This window comes from Streptomyces sp. NPDC001709, from assembly GCF_053596375.1.
Genome location: NZ_JBSFGB010000061.1, coordinates 1 through 21,890, shown reverse-complemented (window position 1 = coordinate 21,890; position 21,890 = coordinate 1). Strand labels below are relative to the sequence as shown.

Sequence of the window (21,890 nt, the reverse complement as noted above, 5' to 3'; positions counted from 1 at the left end):
TGTCCATCCGGTCGGCGGATTCCTCTGCCTCCTCACGCTCGGGCGCGAGCTTAGTGGACGGCTCCGGAAGTCCGTCGGGGGTTGACTTCGTTGGTGCCAGGTTCACCCCAGCCCCGGCAGGCTGCGCAGCTCCGCGATCCGCGATATCCGTGCAAAGAGCAGGAACAGCAGGACCATCGCAATGCCGCCCGCAGCCAGTGAAAGCGCCGGCGTCCAAGAGGCTGATGCCCGGCTCTGGCTGCAGAAGTGGGCGATGAGCCACCCGGCACCCCCGGCGGCGGTAGCAGCCGCGGTGAGTTTTGCGTAGGTGCGACAGATCCGCCGCCCGTCGAGCAGCCCCTCCGTGCGTCGCCGCAGGCGCAACGCAGTCAGCAGCAGGCCGGTCGCGTAGGACAGAGCGTAGGCGGCAGCCATTCCCCCGTGACTGCCCAGCGCGCGGGCAACAGGAGGTGGCACGCCACGGCTAGAGCGATGTTGACGCTACTGATCCACACCGCCATCCGGAACGGGGTTCGGGTGTCTTCAAAGGCGTAGAAGCCGCGCAGCAGGAGGTACTGGGCGGAGAACGGGACCAGTCCCAGGCCGAAGGCTTGCAGCATGTGTCCCAGGGGCAATGTAGTGGCTGCGTTGGCGGCGCCGTGGGCGAACAGCAGCTGAGCGATCTGAGGGCCGAAGGCGAGGAAGAAGAAAGCGGCCGGGACGATGATGACGCCGCTGACCCGCAGCGCGCGTGACAGGTCGGCGCGCAGGTCGTCGATGCGGTGCTCCGTCACCGCCCGGCTCATGCGCGGGAGCAGGGCTGTCACGAGGGAGACGGTGACGATCGACTGGGGCAGCATCCAGATCTGCTGGGCGTAGCTGTAGGCGGTGTAGCCGACGCCGTCGCGGGGCAGAGCGGTGTCGGCGGCGGAGGCCAGGCGAGTGACGACCGTGTTCGCCACGAGGTTGGCCAGCACGAACAGTAGGGTCCAGCGGGCCGCGTTCACGCTCTTGCGCAGGCCGGTTCCTCGCCAGTCAAAGCGCAGCCGGAACCGGAAGCCGGCCGCGTGCGCGTAGGGGATCAAGGCGAGTGCCTGGAGAGCCAGAGCGAGTGTGGTCCCGATCCCGAGCAGCCTGACCTGGGTGTCAGTGATGTCCGAGACTTGTTCAGGTGCGGTCATCAGGCCGAGGTAGAGGCCGAACATGGCGATCAAAACGAGATTGTTGAGGACCGGTGTCCACATCATCGCGCCGAACCGGTTCCGGGCATTGAGGACTTGACCGAAGATGCTGAACACGCCGTAGAAGAAGATCTGCGGGAGCAGGAAGCGGGCGAAGACCACGGTCAGCTCGAACGCGTCGTGCGTGGCGGGTGTGTCGCGCTGGTAGACGCTGATGATCTCAGGGGCGGCCCACGTGGCCAGCGCGGTCCCCACGCCCAGGACGCACAGCACCAGAGTGACCAGGCGTTGCTCAAAGGCAGCGCCGCCGTCGGGGTCTTCCGCACGGGCCCGGACCAGTTGGGGAACCAGCACAGAGTTCAGTGCGCCGCCGACCAGCAGGAAGTACAAACTGGTCGGCACCGTGTTGGCCTGGTTGTAGGTGGTGGCCAGCAGCCCGGGTCCCAGTCAACGCTGCGGCCGTCCCGCCTCGTTCACCCCGCCGCAGGCCGCCGAGGTCAAGGCGCTGGCCTGCCGGCTGCCCGCCGAGACCGGGGTGCCGATCTCACGCTGGTCGTGCCCGGAACTGGCCCGCGAGGCCGCCCGGCGGGGCATCGCCGCGTTCGTGTCGGCGTCCACCGTGCGCCGCTGGCTGGCCGAGGACGCGCTCAAGCCCTGGCAGCATCGCGCCTGGATCTTCCTCACCGGCCCCGGCATCCGGCTGAAGGCCGCCCAGGTGCTGGACTTGTACGCCCGCATCTGGCAGGGCGAACAGTTGAGGGAGGACGAGTACGTGATCAGCGCCGATGAGAAGACCTCTATCCAGGCCCGTCGCCGCTGCCACCCCACCCTCGCCCCCGGCAGAGCCCGCGCGATGCGTGTCACCACACCTATGGACGCGGCGGCGCCCTGGCCTACCTCGCCGCCTACGACGTGCACCACGCCCGCGTGTTCGGCCGCACCGTCCCGTTCATGAACCTGGTCATCCAGGTCATGAGTCAGGAGCCCTACGCCAGTGCCAAGCGCGTGTTCTGGATCGTCGACAACGGCTCCTCCCACCGCGGGCAGATAGCCGCCGAACGGCTGGCCGCGGCGTTCCCGAACGCCGTGATGGTCCATACTCCCGTGACGCCTCCTGGCTGAACCAGGTCGGCCCGCGCGGACGCGGATGGCCATCTGGACTGGCTTGTTGGCGTCGATTCCACGGTCGTCCGCGCCCACCAGCACGCCGCCGGTGCCGCGAAAAGGGGGCTCCGGCCGGTGAACCGGACGACCACGCTCTCGGCCGATCCCGCGGCGGACTGAGCACGAAAGTCCACCTGGCCGCCGACGGCCGATGCCGCCCGATCGCCTTCGTAGTCACCGCCGGACAAGCAGGTGACGCACCGCAGTTCGAGCGTGTCATGGCCGCTATCCCTGTCCCGCGCCCAGTCGGTCGACCTCGTGTCCGTCCAGACACCGTGCTCGCCGACCGCGCCTACTCATCTCGGGCGATCCGCGCCCACCTGCGCAGGCGCGGAATCCGCGTGGTCATCCCCGAACCCGCTGACCAGCAGGCCAACCGGAAGCGCCGCGGCCCACGCGGCGGCCGCCCGTCGCGCTCGATCGACAAACTCGCCACGAACTATCAGGCCGCACTCCATGTTGCAGCCATCTTCCTCTGGCTCAAGCCATGATGCATCAGTCACCAGCGCCGAGGCCGCCGGCGACAACCAGTTCGCGACTGGTGAACTCGCCGGTGAGCATGGGCATGGCGGCAGCGATCGCTTCCTTGGCCTCGGGCAACCGCAGGGATGCGTCGTGGTGGTCCTTCGATTCCCAGACCTCCGTGACCACGATCGTGTCCGGGTCATCGGCGGCAAGGCCCACCACGTAGCTTCTGCAGCCAAGCTCGCGGAGGCTATCGGCTCCGGAGAGCAGGATCGCAACCACGTCGTCGCGCTTGCCGGGCTGGGTCTTCATCGAACCGATGTAGCCATAGGCTATGTCATGCTGCCTTCGTCGGAGTTGCTGTTACTCGGCACCATCATGGCCGCCCCCTTCAGACAACGAGACCGGCACCCTGCCGCAACCCCGGGGGCGCACGAATCACTGATCTATCAGACACGGCCTAGTTCCTCCAGGTCCCGTAGAGAGCACTGACAGAGAACCCGGGCCCATAGGCGACCATCAATGCGGTGCTGCCGTCGGCCGGAGTCCGGGCGTGGGTGCGTTCCAGAACGCGGAGAACCGATACGCCACCCAAGTTCCCCTCTTCGGACAGGGTATCCAGGGACTGTCGGACGTCATGCTCGTCGAGGCCGAGGGCAGCAGCAGTGTCCATGATGATCGGCCGGGAGCCGGGGTGGATGACGGGGACGGTCACCTGTCGGCCGTCAAGCCAGTCAAGAACAGCGGGCATGACGTGCTGGGCTCCGCCGATGGCCTGCTTGGTGCTGTCGAAGTGGAGGCCTGTCGTGTCGATGCGGCCGGCGTACATGGCGAGGGAGTCTGGCAGGACGTATTCGAAAAGCCCGTTGGCGGTGATAGTAAGACCGGGGCCGATGGGAAAGCTGGAGACGATGGTGGCGGCTGCGCTGTCTCCGAAGAGCGCCTTGTAGATCATGTGTTCGATCTGGGTGTCGGTGTGGTTGTAGGCCGTGGACAGGACTTCGGCTGCGACAACGAGAACGTGAGAGCCGGCATGCAGGAGAGCCTGTTCAACGGCACGGATGAGGGCATGTGCTCCGCCAGCACAAGCGGCGGTGGTGAGGGCGGTGCGGCGGATTGTGGGGCGTAGGCCGAGGCGCTCAATGAGATGGATGTCGAGGTTGGGGACCGACCATCCGGTGACATGGGTGGTGATCAGGCCAGTGAGGTCGCCCGGTTCGAGGCCGTGGCGGTGGAGAGTTGCGCGGGCGGCCTGTTCGGCCATGGTGAGGCCGTCGGCGAAAGCACGGGGGGCGCGATCTTCGATGGGCGCGGTTCCGTTGACGGTGGGGCTGTCCAGCGGCTGCGTGAAGTAGCGGGTGTCGACACCGCAGTTGCCAAGGACGCGCAGGACTGCGCCCAGGCGAGGGTGGTCGGGGTGGTGGATGCGGATATCGTCGGCTATTTCCGCAGTGGTGATTTTATGGGCGGCGAGGATTGTTGTGGGTAGGGCGATGTGCACGGGCATGGGTCCCCCCTTGGACACACGTGACCTGACCGGGTCAAGATAAGGCCAAGTTGGCTTGTTTGTTTCCTATGCCGTCGAGGCCATGCTCTCTCATCACTCGATAAACAGCGGCAAAGTCTGGCTGTACAGACGCGTCACTCCGCCTGGAGCATCGCTGGACGCCGTCCCCTTCGCGGACCCGGCCGAAAAACGAGGATCATAAACCGCGATCCCGGCGCGGTGAGCGGCTGCGCCACGCACATCGTCACCCAGCCTTGGCCGGCAACCGCGTGACGGAGCGGGCGCTCGTCACCGTCGGGATGGATGCTGGTGCCGCCGACCTCGTACAGGGGTCGGGCGACAGGGTCATCCATGACCTCGTGCTCGATCTGCCTGAGGACCTTGTCATCGGGCCGGATCGCGAGGGCATGCTGCAACTGAGGCATTACGAGAGGGGCCCAGGCAGTCTCCCAGTCGGTTAGCTGTGCGCGGCCGTCCAACAGCATCCACCGCATCGTGTTCTCAGGGGCCCGGCCCGAGTCGAACAGTTCATGGAATCGCTCGTTGCAAGTCAGCAAGTTCCAGGACGCGTCGGTGACATAAGCCGGGTGTGTCACGCCGTTCACAGCATCGGCCCAGGCCGCTGGGACGGCGTCCCCAGAGGTGTCGTAGAGGGGGCCGGGCGGGTTCTCTCCGCGGGCGTGCTGGCACAGTGTGATCCACTGCTGCTCGTTGTAGCCGAAGAGGCGAGCTACGTCTCGCAGCAGGTCGAAAGGCGGGTTTTCATTGTGACCCGCTTCGAGGTGCCGGTAGGTGCCTGGGGAGCGGTGGATGAGCTGGTCTATCTGATGCTGGGAGAGGCCGGGTGCTCTTCGACCGGAACCGGTGGGCCTGGTCAGGCCATGCGTCTCGGGTGCTATGCGTGCGCGGCTGGCCGTAAGGAGTTGTTTCAGTGCTTCCTTGTTCACTGGTGCGGCTTCCCCCGGGACGGCTATTAACTGAGCGTCAGTGTAATTAGCGTGACGACCATTGACGTCAAAGATCCCCCGTAGAAAGTGTGCGGATGTGTGATGCATGCTCAGTGCAGCGGGGTCGCTGGCTTGCATGCACCATCGTCGGCGATCACGTAGAACACCCCCCTTTCATGGGTACTGGCCGAAAACATCCATATTACTGGCTAGTATCCTCAACGGGAGGGGTTCCGGGAACGGAAAGCCGAGCGCGCTTCCGGTTTCGGTGCCGTTGCTCGCCCGCCCGCCGGGCATGGCAGCTCGGCACCTGAACTCGAGGCAGTCCTGCCGCTGTTGTCCCAGCTGCCAGGCTGCGGCCGGTGCCCTCCCGCCCCACACCAGGGGCCTCGGCACCGGCCGGCACCACTTACCACCCGGCGCCGCGAACGCGAGGACACCACCGGCCAAGCAGAGACCACGCCGGCCGAACCGGTTGGCTTCAACGCAGGAACCGCCCACCGAACGCAGGTAGAAGGCGTAGGCCACCGACTCGATCTGCTCGCCGTTCAGGTACAGAGCCCACAGGCTGCCGAGTTGGCGGGCGGTGCGCACCTTCTCATCCAGGCCGTCGGCAGGCGGCACCCGTAGCCGGGCACCGAGGTGCACGTACAGGCGCAGGGCCTCCATCTCCGAACGGCGCAGCTCGACCAGCCGCTCACCGTGGGCCGGACCGTCGGGGCGACGGTCGGGGGCGGGGCCCCCGTACCCGGTGAGCCGAGCCGCTCACACCACGGGCCCACCCTCGTACGGGATCGCCTTGTCGGCCTGGCCGGGGAAGTCGTAGGTTTTGACTCTCGCCGGCTCACCGGAACACTGCCACTGGCGTCCGGCGTTCTTGTAGTCCCCAACCAGCTCCCGGAGAGCGGTTGCGGTCGGGTACGTAGGCGTCGATGAACTCGCTGATCAGCGCGAGCTTGAGCCGTTCTGATCACGTGTGTCGTGGTCTTCCCCGGCGGCGGGAGGGCGAGAGAGCCGCACTTGGTGTTCGGTGTCGGCGAATCCGAGAGCACGGTAGAGGCGGATTGCGTGGTGGCCGGGGTCGGCGACGATGACGAGTGTGTGGGCGCCGAGCTGGTGAAGCCCCCAGCGCCCGGCTTGGTGAACGAGGGTCGAGGCGAACCCTCGTCGACGGTAGGAGGGGTGGGTTTCGACGTCCTGGAAGCGTGCCAGCCCGCTGCCGTCGCTGAACAGGCCGACGCCGGCGCGCATGCGTCCTTCCACGAAGGCCCCGAACCAGGCGCCGCGGCCGGCGTCGCAGAGCCTGCGGTGCTCAGTGACCTTCTTTTCCAGGAACTGCTGGTGCTCGGCGGTCATGGCGAAGTGATCGTCGCAGGCGATGCGTAGCCGGGTGGCCTGGGCCCAGTCGTCGTCGCTGGCCAGGGGGCGGATGTCGGTGGCGATGTCCGGTTCGCTGGGAGGCAGCAGCCGGGTGGCGGTCAGGACGGAGTTCACCTCGGTGGTGAAACCGATCTCGGCGAGTTCGGCCGCGTCCCCGGTGTCTCCGTCGGTGCCGTCCACTCCCAGGGCGAGGTGTGCTGCCTGGGGGAACTCGCCGGCGAATATCGTGGACCACCATCGTGCGTCGCCGTTCCTGGGTGGGGCTTTGAACAGCACGAAGTTCCCCCACCAGAAGCTGGGGTTGGCAGGGGTTCGGACCACGAGGTGTGTCCCGTGATCGGTGATGACGGAGCCGGCCAGGGTCCGCAGCATCAGGTCGGTTCGAAAGCCCAGGGAGATCACCTTCACCGGGCTGATCGTATGGTCGCTGGCTCGGTGTGCAACTGGCTTTTCGCCTTCACCGGGCCGAACGTACTGGGGCTCAGGTGCACGGAGGGCTTGGTGCGGGCCCGTGCCGGGGGCCAAGGCGTCATCGCAGTTCGAGGTTTTCGCTCTGGGTGGCTTCGAGGGCCTGCCACAGGGCCCGGACCTCGTCGCGGTGCCGCCGCTTAAGCTCCGCGAGTTGGGCGGTGAGGGTCCGCACGACTCTGCTGGGCGAGTCGCCGGGCGGCTGCGTGGCCGGCCGCGGCGGATGGTTCCGCTGCTGGGACCTCAGCTGCTCGACACGGCGGCGGATCTCGGTGCAGCGGTAGAGGAAGTCGAGCGAGACGTCGGCGGTCTGGGCAAGGCCGCGGAAGATGATGGGCTGTCCGCGGCGAATCATCTCCCGCAGGCCCTTCTCGGCACGGGCCTGGGCGGCGGGGCTCTTGCGGGCGGCGGCCTGGCGGAGGTTGGCCGGGTTGCCGCGTATGCTGGTCAACTCCCGTCCTGACTACTGGTGATCGCGTCGGTGCGGGCGTCGATGCCGGCCCCGGGGACCGCCTGCGGAGGCCCGTCGGCGAGGCGGGTCTGTCCAGCACCAGCGCATCACCGCCCTGCAACGGGTCCTCGCCGACGACAGCACCTCGCCGAGAGTCCGACTCGCCGCGTGTCTGGTCCTGCTGTTCGCCCAGCCCGTCAGCCGGATCGTCCGCACGGTCACCGACGTCGTTGTCCACGACGGCCAGCACGTCGCACTCCGGCTCGGCGCCCCGCCCACCCCAGTACCCGAGCCGGTGGCCGCCCTCCTGCTCGACTACCTCCAGGCCCTGCCCACCAACACCCCTGCCATCAACGAGGATTCGCCCTGGCTCTTCCCCGGCCGCCGCCCGAGCCAGCCGATGGACCCCGGCACTCTGCGCGACGCGCTGCGGAAACTCGGCGTCCCGGCCGAGAAGGGCCGCACCTCGGCCATCCGTCAGCTCGTCCTCCAGGCCCCGGCGCCCGTCATCGCCCAGGCACGGAGTCCTGCCGGCCCTGGAGGCAGTGCTCGCCGAACCAGACGTCAGCACCGCAGATCTCATCGTGCTCACCGGCGACATCACCGCCGGCCCACAACCGACCCAGGTTCTCGACCTGCTGACCAGCCTCGGCGACCGCGTCATCTGGATCAGCGGCAACGCCGACCGCGAACTCCTTGAATACCGCCGGGGGCAGCGCGACACGATCCCCGACCCGATCGCTCCCTGGGCAGCCGAACAGCTCCGCGAGGACCATCTCGACCCTCTCAGCTCGCTGCCACGATCACTCTCCCTGTCCGCGAACGGCCTGGGAAAGGTGCTGTTCTGCCATGCCACCCCCCGCGACGACGAGGAGGTCGTCCTGGTCGACTCCCGTCTCGACCGCTGGCAGGAAGTCTTCGACGGACTCGACACCGACATCCGCACCGTGGTCTGCGGCCACACCCACATGCCGTTCGTCCGCCTCCCCCACGGCCGACTCGTGATCAAACCCCGGCAGCATCGGCATGCCCTACGGACGAACCGGAGCACACTGTGCCCTCCTGGGCCCGGGCGTCGAACTCCGCACCACGCACTTCGACCTCCAAGCCGCAGCCACCCAGCTCAGCCAGGACTCGTCCTACCCCGACATCACCGAATGGGCCGACTACTTCCTGCACGCTCGCGCGACCGACGCCGACGCCCTCACCGCCTTCGCCCCACGGGACGGACGCGACCACAGCCCGTGACACCCGCTCCCCATCCACGACAGCGGGCAGCCGAACTCCGACTACACGATCAACGACGCCTACAATCTCACCCCCCTCCCACTTACTCAGGCGTAGCTGAGGATTAGGCAGGCCAGCACGACCTGAGCCGTCCACTGCACCACGACGATCCCGACTCTGGCGCCGGTCCAGCGGGCCCGGGGCCACAACAGCGCTGTCAAGCCAGCGACGACGGCCGTCCAGAAGCATCCGTAGAGGAGCGCGCCGGGAACCGCAGAGCACTCGTCACCGTCAGTGATGCACCGGCTGCCGCGCACGCTGGCGAGGACCGGGACGATGCTGAGGACGACCATCGGCACGAGCAGTCCGAGTCCCCAGCCGGACCATCTTCGGAGCCCGCGGTCAGTGTCCTGCTGGTGCGTGGTTGCCCAGGTCGTGTTCATGAGCCCAGCCAACCGTCCCGGCGAACTCCCGTAATCGGGACCGGTACTCACATGTCCTGGGTGCGCATACTCAACGCCCGCCCCACGATGCCTGCCTCGACGCGGCCCTGCCCCGGACAACCCCTGATCAGGCGAAACGGCCCGGGTCTAAAACTGACGATCTCCGTTGACACCTGAGTCTCCGATCACTGCGGAGATCCACATGCCGAAGCGCGCTCCCACCAGACCGCCGCTTGACCGCGAGGCCAAGCGGCGCCTGGCCGTCATACTCCACGTCGAAGAGGTCACCGGGAACGTCGCATGTCCTGCCGGTACTGCGGGATCAGCCGGCAGGCGTACTACACCTGCTACCGCCGCTACCAGACCGAGGGCGTCGAGGGACTGCGCACCCGGTCCAAGGCGCCGAAGACCTCCCCGAACGCGACCCAGCACCCTGGGCACGTCGGCGGTCAGGCGGCCGGGCCGGCGCTGACGACACCTTCACGCCGCACCATCCCACCGAGGGAGGCGAACAAGTGAAGGCATGCTGATTCTTCAGTCCCCTCAGTCCCTTGGATCCTGCCCAGAGCGCTCTGGGTGGCGAGGGAGTCAGCTCGATGACGGTTGGAAAAGGGCAGGTCAACCACGCCTTCCCACAGTCACGGGACTGACGGGACTGAGGAATCAGCATGCTCCGCGACCGGGGCCAGCGTATTCCTTCGGTCCGTTTGCGGCCCTCTCAACGGGTCAGTACCGTCAGTCCCGTGATGCGCGGCCATGTCGATGTCGTTCACCGTCCGGCTGGTGCTATCTCCGCAGTCCGGCCTTTCTGCGACCGCAGAGTCTTGGCGCCAACCTTGCCCGGCTCGATGGTGCGAGGGTCCACCGCTTCGCCCGGGGCACCTACCGAGTACGGGCCCTGAGGCTCTCTGTCGCGGTCGTGGGGCAGGAGGAAGAACGCGCGGCGGGCGAAGAGCCCTGAGTCGGGGTCGCTGACGGCGCCCGACTGGAGGTTGGTGTATCCGATCAGGCGGCCGTCGCGCGAGTAGCGGGGCTTGCCCTTGCGGGTGGGGACCTTGTCCAGGGCCTGCCGGACGTAGTCGAGGTCTTCCGGGTCCTCGAGCCAGACCACTTCGTTTTCGTCGGTGAGCTGGCTGTCTTGCAGCATCGCGCTCATGGCCGCAGACCCTCCTGTCCCGTGGGCCGGCCTCTGGCCGGATCGTGCGGCACGCTCACCGCTGGTCGTCTGGTTCTGGCAATTATCGCAAGAGTCCTGAGCAGGGTGCTGTCTGACTCTACCCGTGGCGTCATTCGTCGGGCTCTGTCCCGTCAGTGAGGAGGGCCAGGCCGGGGTAGAGTTTGCGGTCGTTGTTCTTGATCATCTCGCCGGGGGAAGCCAGGCCGAGGTCCTGGCGGATACGGCTAGCGAAGGCACGGCTGGTGGCCGGGCGGATGCCTTCGTCCGAGCACCAGCGGCCGTAGGTCTCGTAGAGGAGCTTCTGCTCGACCCGCAGCTCGGGATTGGGCTGCCCGTCCTCCCCCTTGGTGCAGCGCTCGGCGATGAACCGGCCGATGTGGTCCTCGGTCTTCTCATAGGCCTCGGTGGCCAGCCGTACGCTGGCCGGGCCGTGAAGCGGATCCCTGGTGGCGAGGTACTTCTGGGCGCCCTGGATGAGCCAGTGCAGGATGCCGGGGCCCTCGTCGCGGACGAGCTCCGGAGCCAGGTTGTCGATCTTGAGTTCGTCGGGGACTTTCCGCTCGAAGGGGATGATCCTCATACGGCGCCAGAACGCGTAGCCGCCAGTCCCGACTTCGGGCCGATGGTTGCCTAGAAGCCACAGCTTGTGGGTGGGCCGGAAGGTGAAGAAGTCCTGGCGCATGCGGCGGGCGGTGATGGTGTCACCGCCCGTCAAGAGCTTGACCCGGGCCTCGTTGAACTTGTCGTTCGGCTTGAGTTCAGAGCACACGACGATGCGCCGGCCATGCAGCTCGGTCAGCTCGGTGCTGTGCTCGGTGAACTTGCCCTTTTCCATGAGGAAGCCGGGCGGGGCGGCATTGGCGTAGTCGCCGAGGATCTGCATCATCACCTCGAGCAGCACGGACTTGCCGTTGGCGCCGGACCCGTAGAGGAAAGGCAGGATCTGCGCGCCCACGTCCCCGGTGACGGAGTAGCCGAGCAGCAGGTGCAAGAACGCGATCGTCTCCCGGCCCTTGGCGTCGTCGCCGAAGGTATCGCGCAGGAAGCTGCGCCACCGGGGCAGGGGCATGTCCTCAGGTCCGACGGTGGTGGCGCGCGAGTGCATGTCCGCCAGCGGGTCGGGCTTGCGCAGCTCACCGGTTCGCAGGTCGACGACGCCGCCCGGGGTGCACAGGGCGTACATGTCCCCGTCCATCGAGTCCGGGTCAAGACTGAGTCCCGGGGCAGCCTGCGCCTGCTGGAGCAGGGCCTTCACGCCTGCGGTGGACTGGGTTCGACGCCGGTGCGTGGCCAGCTCCCTGTTGCTGAACGTTCCGTGGGGGTCGGTGCGGGGCATCTGCTCGGCCATGTCACCGGCCGCCCACATCGCGCCTTTCTCACCACCGGTGCGTTTCCACCGGTACTGATCCCACGAGTACCAGCCCAGACCCTCCACATGCCGAAAGCGATCGCTGTACAGGCGCGCGAACAACTTGGCGTTGCCCCGGTCGGTCAGCTCATCCGGCAACAGGCCTGCTGGAGCAACTCGTCGGGTCCCCTCGCTTCCCACCTGCGCCGGCACCATCGCCTGGTCTCCAGGCAAGCCGAGGTCAAGTCTCGTCTGGAGGATCTGTTCGGCGGCGGCCGCGGCGTCGAAGCGTGCCGACTCGGCACTACTCATGAGCGTCCCTTGTGAAAGCCCGGGTGGAAAAGGCCAGCAGAAGAGGCGCCGGTACGGGTGCGGCGCTCGTGGATACCTCCGTCGCAGCTGACACCGCGGGGTCCTGACGAGCCTGCCGCAAACTGGCCGGGCACTAGAGAGTCCTTGTCCTAGCTGAGCTTCTTCGTCTGGGGCATCAACCCCACGAATACCGTGTCCGCCGTGCCGACATCCGTCTCAGAGGCGGGACCAACGGGACTGACGGGACTGAAGTTTCCACTTGAGATCAGAGGCTAGCGCACACCCCGTCGTGGCAACACACGCGGCAGCCGCGTGTCGAACATTCAGTCCCGTCAGCCCCGTGCAAGGTGGACCCAGCAGAGGGTGACGCGAAGGGCCGGGGCTGTGTATCGCTTTGGTCCCGCTTCAGTCCCGTACACAAAAGAGCAGGTCAGAGGGCTCAAGCTCCGTGCTACGGGACTGACGGGACTCAAGGTTCTATATATGAGCTGCACAGGACATGTAGTAGTACAGAAGTACGTACGCGCGCATACACCCGCGCCTGATCGGCATAACTTGCAGTGTCAGTCCCGTCAGTCCCGTTCCCTAGTGGGATAAGCTGTCTGACCAGGCATTTTGTCTGCGGGACTGAAACGGGACTCAAGCTGGCAATGAGTCCCGCGCTCGGCGGATGGCCCGCCTACTCCTCGCGGCGAGATGACGGCCGGTCCCACGAAGAACTCTTCGCCAGCCCGCCCCCGCCCGGCACGCTTTCCCTCCGGTCCCGGCGCGTACAACCCGGGCTACGGCGAAGCGGTTGCGGCGACGGGAAGTGGCGGCCAGGGGTCCATGGGCCTCCGCTGGCCAATGCAGTTGCTTCAACCCGGACCTGCAGCGCTCCCCACCCCAGTTGGACCTACACCACTGAAAGCCAGCCACGACGATGCCAGCAGTCGAGGAAGCAGGCGCGCGTGTGTCGCAGCAACTCTGTCCCGGTCTCAGCCACGCTTCCTGTCGTAAAGGCCGCGACAGACCCGCCGGCCGCCCGCGGCGGATGACCACGTCGGCGGGGCACCGCAAGCCCGCCAGGGCTGAGGAGCTACCGACCCCCACGCGCCCATGCCCCAGAGCGTCAAACCCCGCGCTTCGTTGCCCGCCCGAGTCGGTCGCCCGTTCGGCGGACGAGGGCTGCGGGGAAGAACGTTCCGTACTCTGCGCGAGATGGCGGCCAGCAAAGAGCGCGAGGCTCCCGCGTACGAGCACGGCACCGTCCTCGACACATTCGCCGCCAGGCCCGGTGAGCACCCGACCGGCCGTGATCAGTAGGTCCGTCATGAAGTCATTCCTATCCACGTGTCGCGAGTGCGTCGGAGAGGGCCACCAACTGTCGCGCGTCGGCGTCGAGACTGTTCTCCAGCGTCGCCAGCGCCGATGCCGCAGACCGGGTGGTGCGCCCGAGTTTCTGCGGTGCGTGCCACCAGTATGAAGAGTCAGGCTCGACCGCGATGTGAATCTGGGAGTGCGCGATGCAGCAGAAGACCGGGCCCACAGGGCGCCCGCCCTTCCGGACACCTGAAGGTGCCGAGCTGTACCTCAAGGTGGGCCGAAAGGCCGCCCCTATCGACGTCTGAAATCACGGACGGTGTCAGCTCACATAGGTGAGCTGAGACGTTCTGTTTGCCCCACAATTCGACCAGCAGGCATGTTGTCAAGACCGCAGTTGACGGTCACGGCTGGGTGCCGGTGAACCCACCGTCAAGCCCATCAGATCAACCACCTGTGAGGCCTGGCAACGCCTGACGATCCGGACATCATCCTCACGTCGGTACAGCCACGCTGCTTTGCCTCGTGCTCGGCGAATGCCTTCAATGCGGATTTGGCGAACGACTCCGAGTAATGGCGGACGGGGTAGCTGTCGGTTTCCCGGTCGTAGAGGTGGTAAAGCACAAATACCGCCTCCTGATCGGACTGAGGGCACCTGGCGGTGGCCAAGGCGTAGTCGTTACTGCGGTTAGCCGAATTGACCGACTCGAAGTCCTTGGCGACGACACCGTAGTACGCGTACAGCCCGTAACCCGGCTTCCCTGCAGATGTGAACAGGTAGCAGTTGACCTGCGGCGTGTGCGCGTCCGCAGGGTACTCGACGAAGTCGGGCGTTCCGGCGTCGGACGCCTGGCCGGCGAGTCCTCGGAGTGCGACGCAGGAGCCCCGGGCCTGCGTGAGTTGCTGAGGGGCTGTCTTCCCACTCAGAGACGGGAGCGAGACATGGGTCAGCTGCCTGCCGCTCTGCGCATGGCACCCGTACTTGGCAGCCGCCTTCTGTGCCGATTCCGTCGTCACTCTGCCCAGCCCCGTGAGCACAGGTTCCCTCGTCTTGGCGTCCGCCGGCCACTGGATGAGGTCGCCGTATGCCACGAGAGCCCTGTTCTTGTTGTTCTGGCAGTCAAGGGCGACCACGACTTGCGCTGACCCGTCGTACCGGACGTAGCCCGGCCAGCCGTTGCCGAGTGGCGCCGCCTGCCCCTGGAGTCCGTTGGCGTTCCTGCTGAACGGCGCGAGGGCCTCGGATGCGGCCGACTGATCGCTCCAGCGGAGCATGAGCTGGAGAGCGCCGCCATGCTGGCCTGTGTCGGGCCTGTTGATCAGGCAGGCCGCCAGGTACTCCGAGTCGTCGGCGGCACTGGCACGCACATGCGAGGAATGCAGCGCATCACCGAGGCCGCCCTGAGCCAGGGTGCCACCGCATGCCGAGTCCAGGGACCGCTGATCCTGCCAGGACGCGTAGACGCCGGTGCTGTAGAGCGCCTGCGCCACGATGTACAGCGCCAGCAGAATGCCGCCCACGGACCAGCCGACCAGGCGCCGCCTGCGGCTCGCAAAGATCTTCATCGTGCTCTTCCCATTCGGACGGTGTCACCCTTCGGCGTCACCGGTCGGCTCGAAGAACGTCGAGCGCCCGGTCACGGCCGAAGTTGTAGTCCTGCTGGCCGACGTGGACCAGTTGCTTCGTCCACTCGCTATTGATGTCGTAGCCGCGACTCTGGCCCCACATCCTGACCATGTTCTCCACGTCGTGTTGTCCGGCTGCGTAGAGCTTGACGTTGTCTTGCGTGGCCTTGAGGTTCGCTTCGGCAACGTGCTCCTTGTTCGATTCGTACGTGTACAGGTCAAGGGCTCTGGAAGCCGCATCTCCGGCTGGGCCGAGGAAGTCTGCGTTCTTCGGCTTGAACATCAGTGCGGTACTGAGCGAACTGCTGAGGCCGTGGTTGAAGTCGGCGGCCCACTGCGTCTTATTGAAGCGTTCAGCGAAGATGATGTCGGCGCGGACCCCGTCATACGCGCCCATGGCCCGCGAACAGTCGGTGATGCGATTACTGATCACCGTCTTGTCGGCGTCCTGCGGAAGAGCGGCCAATAGGTCGTGAGCGTGGTGCTGCTCCGCAGCGTAGACGTGACCGAACGCCGTGGGATCATTGGCTATTCCACGCATGATCTTGGTAAGGGAGTCCCGCGCAACAGTGATGTGTGCTCCATTCTTATCGCTCCAGACCGAGCCTGTGTTGCCCGGGGGGAGCTCAAAACGGGAATCCGACTGGGCGTTGATCTCGTGGGTGTCCGGCGTGTATGCCGTCAGGATATGCGCCAGCGGAAGCGTAAGGTTCGTCGGCAGGTTCTTCGCCTGGTTCACCGAGTTCAGTGTGTCGATGGTGTGTTGCAGGATACGGGCCTGCGGCTCGGTGTGCTGACCGACTGGATGATAGCCGCCCGGCGCCTGGCCGGTCGTCGCGGCCTCCAAAGCATCGCCGAAGCCCTTGCGGGCGTCACTGTCTTCCACGTCGGGTCCCACGTAGTCGGTCTTGGCGCCCTCGTGCGTGGTGTGGATGACGTTCCAGTCCCGGTGGCTGAGGAGGTAGTCCAAGCGGTCCTTGCCGGCGGCGGTTCCCGGGTCGAGATAGCCGGTCGCTCCTTCCGGATTGCGTGACATGACCTCAAGGGCGCCGTCAACGGGGTCGTTCGCGAACCAGCCATCGCCGTCCTTGTTGCTGAACTTGCCGTACAGATCCCAGATATTGGGGTCCTTCTTCTCCGCGGCGATCATGTCGTCGGTGACGTCCGCGACGAACTGGGGCGAGTAGCCGTGCCCCTGCTGCATGAGCGTGGCGAGGCTCTGGTAGCCGCGGATCTCCTGACCGTGTCCGTACCCGAGGTCCATCTTGTCGCCCGCTGCTTTGAGGGCGTACTTGTCGTCGCCGTGTTCACGTAGCTCCGCGCGCCACTTGTTGTAGAAGCGGGCGTCGTCCGTTTTCGTCCACGCCTGGAACGCGTCGTTGTACGCCTGGGTACCGAAGCGCAGATGCCTGCCGTTGGCGTCCTTGAAGTCGGGGACCTTCGTGGCAGTCGCCAGGGTGTCAGCAAGGCCGCCGTTGATCTCCAGGTAGGTGCTTTTGTGCTTCGTGTCATCGAAGTACGCAAGGTCGTCGAGCCGGTTGGTGAACCGGATCACGCCGTCCGGCCCCAGCCCGTTCAGGAAGGTCTGACTGAAAGCCTTGTCGCCCTTGTTGTCCCGCAAGTCGCGCTGCAGCTCGGCGAGGTCGGCGGCGGAGACCTTGTCGCCCTTGGCGACCCGCCGGGCGATGTCGTCCGCCTCCTGGGCTTCGTACTTTTCGATGTCGCCCTGGGCCTTGCCGTTGAAGCCAGGGACCGTACCGTCGCCCACGTCAGGACCCTTCACGACGGCGGTGAAGGCGACCTCGACTCCCTTGTCGGCGTCGTTCACGTTCTTCACACACTGGTCGATCCGGGCCTGCCAGGAGGCGACGGACTTGCGGACGCTCTCCTGGGAGTCGGGGTCATGGGCCAGTTCCTGCTTCTCGCCCTGACTGAGCTTCTCGGTGTCGTACGAGACCACGCCCTGGTCGGACACCTTCATGCCCGCGGCGATCGCGTCCTGCCGGGCCGACTCCAGCTTTTTGCGCAGGTCCACGAACTGGGTGTGCGCATCACGGAGCAGCGAGGCGATCGCCTTGGCCTCCGTCTGGGCGTTCTGGAACTCCGTGAGCCGGACACCGAAACGCGCGTTGGCGGCCTGCTGGCTCTCGCCCACGAACGTCGGGCGCAGGGTGATGCCGTGTACGTCCCGCCGGTACGCGGACTCCTGCTTGTTGAGCTCCTTGGCCATGCCGTCCCAGCGGTCGGCGGCCGTGGTGAGCGTGGACAGGTCGGTCATCAGGATCTCGTGGTACGTCGGCATCGGCATGGTCCCCGTTGATTCTGGTGGCGTGCGAGAGGGTTCGGCTGTCCGTTACTGCTCCGGGGGGCGTGAGTACGTGTCGAAGACCGACACCTTGCGCGTTGTACTGCTCACGCCGATGTCCGTACCGGTCAACACGGTGTTGCTGTACCGAAGGGCCGATTCGTCCCCCGCCAGCCGGTTCAGAAAGTTCTGGACCTGTTCGCCCCAGGTCTTGTGTGCCTTGCTCACAGCACTGGACGTGAGCCAGCCGTGCCCATCCTTTGCATCGAACGCCTTCACCACGGCGGACGTGTCGTCGTCCGCCCAGGCCCCGGCCTTCTTGGTGTTGGGCTCGATGTCGTTATGAAGGGTGTCCGCTGCGGTCTTCTTCTCGTCCGAAGAGTGCGCGAGGTCGGACCCACCGCCGCCCGCGGTGTCCTGCAGGTGATTGAGCCGCATCCCCACCGGTTGCGCTGCATGACCATGCGCCATGTGCCGTTCTCCTGCCGACTCAAACATAAGCCCTCTCCCCCGCGCCCCCGAGTTGGCGTGCGCCTGCCAGGCTAGCAACTGCACTCACGCTTCTCGGTGACGCTTCCTGGCAGCGGCGGCGACAACTCCGCCGATGAGTACCGCAGCTCCGATGCCCAGTGCGACCCACAGAGTGGCGGCGCCGCCCTTGTCGGAGGAAACTTCGGCCGCCGTCTTGTCATCCTTCGCCTGCGAGGCAGGGTTCTTGGAACCGGCACCGGCGGTGCCGGGGGAGGGCGACGCGGAGGATGCAGCTGAGAAGTCCGGCAGAGGGTAGACATCGGCCGGTCCCGGGTCACCGGGGTTCTGCAGGGCGATACGCGGACGCACGATGCCATAGCCGATGGAGTCGTTGCGCTTGGCGCCGTTCGTCGGGCCGCCGATGGTGTTGAGCATGACCCGCAGGACCTGGTTGTTGGTCCAGCTCGGATGCTTGGACCAGATGAGGGCGGCGCTCGCGGAGGCGAGGGCGGTGGCGTCGCTGGTGCCGTGGGAGCGGCAGAGGCCCTTGCCGTTCGGGCAGGCGTGGTACATCTCGTCGCCGGGGGCGGCGATGTCGACCTGTGGGCCGTACTGGGATTCCTTCGTCTTACGCAGGTCGCGACCTACGGCTCCCACCGCAACCACCCCAGGAGTGCCGGCCGGATATTCGACTTCCGAGGTGCCGTCATTGCCGGCTCCGGCGAAGATCAGTGCTCCCTTGTTCAGGGCGTACTTCACGGCGGCAGTAAGTTCGTCAGAGCCTTTGTACGCCCTCATGGAGATGTTGATGACCCGGGCTCCGGAATCGACGGCGTACCGGATTCCCCGGCTCACTACCTTGTTGAACTCATCTGCGTACCTGTTGGAGTCCCAGCCTCGGTCCGGCACGCGGATCGGAAGGATCTTGGCGCCTGGTGCGAGACCGAAAGTGCCGTTACCGCCGTTCGCCTTGCCGGTGCCCGCGATGAGGAGGCCCATCGTGGTCCCGTGGCCGTCATAGCTCGTCTGTTCGTTCCCTGGTGACCCCGATGCCTCGTCCAGGCCAGGAAGTACCTGTCCCTCCAGGTCAAGCAGGGAGCCGTCAACGCCCGTGTCGATGACCGCGACGGTGATGCCTTTGCCCGTGCTCGTCCGCCACATCTGGTCGGCCTTCATGGCCGTGAGGTACCACTGCTGCTCGCGGATGGTCTCCGCCTGGGCGGGGGCGGCGATCACGCCCACCAGCAGCAAGCCCGCGGCTCCGGAGACAACGCTCCCAAGACGGCCGTTCCTCAACCTGTTGGCAGGCATCCACTTCCTCTTGATTCCGGTGGTTCAGGTAGTTCTCGTGATTCCGGGCTGCTGCGACTGAGGGCGTCACTCGTTGGCGCGAGGCGCCGATCGGGGGTCTTCCGGGCGCCCGTTCTTCCGCCGCTCGGCGCGCTTGCGAGTCGGTTCGCTCTGCTCGCCGCTTCGGCGCGAGGTCGACGACCTCAAGCCGTTCGCCGACGCGCCAGGGGTTTCCGTGCCTCCCGATTGGATCGCGGTGCGCCTGAACGGTTGGCCAGCCGATCGTGCCTGCTGCTGTGGGCGACCTCCCACGATGCCCTTCTCAGCACGCGGAAACCCACCTAGCCGCTCGGCCGAGCCTGGACCCTGGGAAGGGGTAGCTCCTCTCGGACCAGCGCCCATCGTCCGACCGGCGGACCCACGCCCGGTCGTGCCGGACACGGGCGTCTCACCGCCGACCACCGTACCCCGCGGCAATCTGCCAGCCGGCTGGTCGGGGGTGGGTGCGGTCGGGCGACCGCCGACGATGCCCTTGCTGACCGGCGCACGTCCTGGTGCCTCACCGGCGACCGCTCGCCCTGGTATCGCCGTCGCGCGTCCTCCCGTCACCGACTGCGCTGGCCCCATGGGGCCTCTGGGCGTGGTCGTACCGCCAGTGGCTGGTCCACGTGTCGGCGTTGGTTCCGAGATCTCCCGTCGTGGCATGGGCATCGGGCGGCCGCCCGGCGCTGGACGCCCCGTGCCTCCAGGGTTCACTGGCAGGCCGAGGCCGCGGCCTGAGGGCAGCGGAAGAGGGCCCAATGGCGGCGTTCCACCTCCAGCCCGGCTTGCTGCCGGCACGTCAACCGGGCCTTGATGGGTAGGCGTGGTCGGTGCTGGTGGCGAAAACACTGTTTCGTCGATTTTCGTGCCTACGTGGGCCGGGACCTGAGGCCACGGCTGGTGGACCGTTGCACGGCCGGTACCGTCCCGCACATCGGAAGCACTGGCTGCGGCAACTCCGTCGTCATGCACTCTGTGCACCGTCTGGTGCGCTTCTACCGTGGCCGTCGGCGCGGCTACTGCGCCCCCAGATGCGGACGTCCCAGCCCTGCGGTCGCCGCTCGCGACGACTTCGTTCTCGTCAATGCTCTCTGCCTTGGGCTGAAGCGCCTTCGGCGGTGGCGGAAACTTGGGCCGTTCCAGCGCATCCATCTGCGTGGCCGAGTGCGCGTACGCCTGGCTGAGTTTCCGCATCTCCGCCGCGGCCTCCAGACGCACCCTCTCCTTATGCGCCGCGGATGCCTCCAACTCGGCCTTGGACTTGGCGCTGACGGTGGCAGCATCGGGGTCGTTGTGCGCGGCAGTTGCCGCGTCCAGGTTCGCCTGCGCGCTGTGCGTGTCGCGGGGAATCGACACCTGAGCGGTTCCGATTGCCGCGGATGCCTCCCGCAGCCACTTGGCCGCGCTGTCGCTGAAGTCCCCCAGTCGAAGGGTGGAGTTGGCCAAGTCGCCCGCCCATGTGCGGAAGGCGTCCGCGCCCTCGCCTTTCCACTCCACCCACTGTGGGCGGACCTTGAGTTCCTCGGCGATCTTGTGGATCTCGTTGGCCGCAGCGGTCAGCCGGTCGGCGGCGGACTGAACCGTGCCGGCGTCCGCTTGGTCCAGCCAGGCGAGCATCTGCTCGTGGCTCATGCCCTCGAAAGGGGTGCCCTCACTGCGCCGCATCAGATCGTGCCTCCCACGTCACCGCCGCCGGTCTGCCCTGGCGACTGGCTTCCCTTGGCCTCGTCGCCACCGCCGTGGCCGCTCGTGTTCGTCTTCTGCGGGACCGAAGGGTCGTAGCTCCCGCCGTAATGATCCGTCGTCTCCGTGCTGATGGCGGCCATACGGTCGCGGATGTCCAGGTCGATGTTCTGGTAGCCCTTGTGGGAGGCCAGCACCGCTATAGCCATGCCGTCCATCGAATCGGAGAGCAGTTTCGACAGAATCTCCAGATCCTTGATGACGGCCTCGTACTTGCTGAACAGGCCGGCGGCCTCTGCCCACCCCGTGCCACCGCCGCCGAACTGGTGGCGTGCCAGTTGTTCCTGTCCGACCTTGCCTGGTCCCGCCGCCGAACCCTTCAGATCGCGGATCAGGTCGTCGACCCGCTTCTGGAAGTTCGTGAACGACGACAGCTCAGTGGCCAGGTCGGCGACGGCGTCCTGCGTCCCGTCGAACATGCGGGACACCCACGATGCCGGTTGCCCGCCCGCCCCGGTGTCACTCGGCAGCACAACGTCCTCCCCCATGTGGTCAAAAGGCCAGGCCTCATCAGTAACTTTAGCTACGCCCAGTGACAGTCCCGGCTCGCGCCGTACCACTGGTGATCGAAATCGGTCAGGGGCAGCTCGGAACCAGTGGCAACACCAGCGGGTCCCACTGCGGCGGCGCGAGGTCGGACCTTCACGCCTGTTGCAGGCTGAGAGATACAGGCCGTAGCCATTGCCAGTCACCACCTGCAAGGTTGACTTTCTTGCTGCTAGCGGCTCCCCCATGCCTACCGGTAGCCCACCACGGCTACACGGGTGCCTCATCGGTACCGAGTCCCCCTGGCCTGTTTCGCTTCCGAGGCCAGACTGCCTGTCCAGTGGTTGCCGGGACCGCTTCGGAGTAATCAGGCACAGGAGGGAACAGGCGATGCCGGTTTGGCGGATTCATGCTGAGGTCGAAGTGATGGCCCGGCAGGGTGATCACGCATTTCTGAGCCATGCAGCCGACAGTTGCACAGCGGGCCTTCCCCCGTGATGGTGGACACGCTTCGTTGATCATGCGGCGAGCGTGAGCTTAGCCGCGTGGTGTCGGCGTTCGTATTCGTTGGGGCTG

At 66.5% G+C, this 21,890-nt stretch carries 16 protein-coding genes and 5 pseudogenes; 5 read left to right on the top strand and 16 right to left on the bottom strand.

Annotation, left to right across the window (positions count from 1 at the left end; translation table 11 throughout):
- Window positions 1-102: 102 nt before the first annotated feature.
- Window positions 103-1,607: pseudogene (murJ, locus tag ACWC0C_RS44535) on the bottom strand (murein biosynthesis integral membrane protein MurJ); the annotation flags it as partial.
- Between murJ and ACWC0C_RS44530 the strand changes: the two are divergent.
- The 3 genes and pseudogenes from ACWC0C_RS44530 to ACWC0C_RS44520 form a co-directional block, all read left to right on the top strand.
- Window positions 1,582-2,115, top strand: coding sequence for a helix-turn-helix domain-containing protein (locus tag ACWC0C_RS44530; RefSeq protein ID WP_450870610.1), 534 nt, complete (start codon window positions 1,582-1,584; stop codon window positions 2,113-2,115). The pseudogene murJ and the gene ACWC0C_RS44530 overlap by 26 nt on opposite strands.
- Window positions 2,112-2,282 carry a hypothetical protein gene (locus ACWC0C_RS44525; protein WP_450870608.1) on the top strand — a complete coding sequence of 57 codons (171 nt, stop codon included), beginning with the start codon at window positions 2,112-2,114 and terminating at the stop codon, window positions 2,280-2,282. The genes ACWC0C_RS44530 and ACWC0C_RS44525 overlap by 4 nt, the downstream gene beginning before the upstream one ends.
- Window positions 2,283-2,294: 12 nt before the next feature.
- A pseudogene (locus ACWC0C_RS44520) lies at window positions 2,295-2,815 on the top strand (IS5 family transposase); the annotation flags it as partial.
- Between the two features lie 4 nt (window positions 2,816-2,819).
- Here the strand turns inward: ACWC0C_RS44520 and ACWC0C_RS44515 are convergent.
- The 7 genes and pseudogenes from ACWC0C_RS44515 to ACWC0C_RS44485 form a co-directional block, all read right to left on the bottom strand.
- Complete coding sequence (locus tag ACWC0C_RS44515; protein WP_450870607.1) at window positions 2,820-3,101, bottom strand: putative quinol monooxygenase; 282 nt, start codon at window positions 3,099-3,101, stop codon at window positions 2,820-2,822.
- Window positions 3,102-3,249: 148 nt separating this feature from the next.
- On the bottom strand, window positions 3,250-4,296 hold the full coding sequence (locus tag ACWC0C_RS44510) for a PhlD (RefSeq protein ID WP_450870605.1): 1,047 nt from the start codon (window positions 4,294-4,296) through the stop codon (window positions 3,250-3,252).
- A 134-nt stretch (window positions 4,297-4,430) separates the two neighbouring features.
- The gene (locus tag ACWC0C_RS44505; protein ID WP_449198963.1) at window positions 4,431-5,243 is read right to left on the bottom strand and encodes an MmyB family transcriptional regulator; all 813 of its coding nucleotides are present in this window, start codon (window positions 5,241-5,243) and stop codon (window positions 4,431-4,433) included.
- Between the two features lie 174 nt (window positions 5,244-5,417).
- The gene (locus ACWC0C_RS44500) at window positions 5,418-5,912 is read right to left on the bottom strand and encodes a hypothetical protein (protein ID WP_450870603.1); all 495 of its coding nucleotides are present in this window, start codon (window positions 5,910-5,912) and stop codon (window positions 5,418-5,420) included.
- 117 nt (window positions 5,913-6,029) lie between these two features.
- A pseudogene (locus ACWC0C_RS44495) lies at window positions 6,030-6,143 on the bottom strand (ISAzo13-like element transposase-related protein); the annotation flags it as partial.
- 45 nt (window positions 6,144-6,188) lie between these two features.
- A complete protein-coding gene (locus ACWC0C_RS44490; RefSeq protein WP_450870602.1) occupies window positions 6,189-7,031 on the bottom strand; it encodes a GNAT family N-acetyltransferase in 843 nt (280 codons plus the stop codon).
- A 121-nt stretch (window positions 7,032-7,152) separates the two neighbouring features.
- Window positions 7,153-7,542 carry a DUF6262 family protein gene (locus ACWC0C_RS44485; protein WP_450870600.1) on the bottom strand — a complete coding sequence of 130 codons (390 nt, stop codon included), beginning with the start codon at window positions 7,540-7,542 and terminating at the stop codon, window positions 7,153-7,155.
- A 527-nt stretch (window positions 7,543-8,069) separates the two neighbouring features.
- Between ACWC0C_RS44485 and ACWC0C_RS44480 the strand changes: the two are divergent.
- Window positions 8,070-8,790: pseudogene (locus ACWC0C_RS44480) on the top strand (metallophosphoesterase family protein).
- Window positions 8,791-8,876: 86 nt separating this feature from the next.
- Here the strand turns inward: ACWC0C_RS44480 and ACWC0C_RS44475 are convergent.
- Complete coding sequence (locus tag ACWC0C_RS44475; protein WP_450870599.1) at window positions 8,877-9,212, bottom strand: hypothetical protein; 336 nt, start codon at window positions 9,210-9,212, stop codon at window positions 8,877-8,879.
- Window positions 9,213-9,414: 202 nt separating this feature from the next.
- Between ACWC0C_RS44475 and ACWC0C_RS44470 the strand changes: the two are divergent.
- Window positions 9,415-9,638 (top strand): annotated as a pseudogene (locus ACWC0C_RS44470) (helix-turn-helix domain-containing protein); the annotation flags it as partial.
- A 343-nt stretch (window positions 9,639-9,981) separates the two neighbouring features.
- Here the strand turns inward: ACWC0C_RS44470 and ACWC0C_RS44465 are convergent.
- From ACWC0C_RS44465 to ACWC0C_RS44435, 7 genes are all read right to left on the bottom strand, one after another.
- Complete coding sequence (locus tag ACWC0C_RS44465) at window positions 9,982-10,368, bottom strand: DUF6009 family protein (protein WP_450870597.1); 387 nt, start codon at window positions 10,366-10,368, stop codon at window positions 9,982-9,984.
- 130 nt (window positions 10,369-10,498) lie between these two features.
- Window positions 10,499-12,049, bottom strand: a complete 1,551-nt coding sequence (locus tag ACWC0C_RS44460; protein ID WP_450870596.1) for a DNA primase family protein — start codon at window positions 12,047-12,049, stop codon at window positions 10,499-10,501.
- Window positions 12,050-13,792: 1,743 nt separating this feature from the next.
- On the bottom strand, window positions 13,793-14,917 hold the full coding sequence (locus ACWC0C_RS44455) for a hypothetical protein (RefSeq protein WP_450870595.1): 1,125 nt from the start codon (window positions 14,915-14,917) through the stop codon (window positions 13,793-13,795).
- A 37-nt stretch (window positions 14,918-14,954) separates the two neighbouring features.
- Window positions 14,955-17,255 (bottom strand): hypothetical protein, encoded by a 2,301-nt coding sequence (locus tag ACWC0C_RS44450; protein ID WP_450870594.1) that lies wholly within the window; start codon window positions 17,253-17,255, stop codon window positions 14,955-14,957.
- Between the two features lie 75 nt (window positions 17,256-17,330).
- Entirely contained in the window at window positions 17,331-17,753 is a 423-nt protein-coding gene (locus ACWC0C_RS44445) for a hypothetical protein (protein WP_450870592.1), read from the bottom strand.
- A gap of 84 nt (window positions 17,754-17,837) precedes the next feature.
- On the bottom strand, window positions 17,838-18,929 hold the full coding sequence (gene mycP, locus ACWC0C_RS44440) for a type VII secretion-associated serine protease mycosin (RefSeq protein ID WP_450870590.1): 1,092 nt from the start codon (window positions 18,927-18,929) through the stop codon (window positions 17,838-17,840).
- A gap of 1,820 nt (window positions 18,930-20,749) precedes the next feature.
- Window positions 20,750-21,247, bottom strand: coding sequence for a hypothetical protein (locus ACWC0C_RS44435; RefSeq protein WP_450870589.1), 498 nt, complete (start codon window positions 21,245-21,247; stop codon window positions 20,750-20,752).
- Window positions 21,248-21,890: the final 643 nt, after the last annotated feature.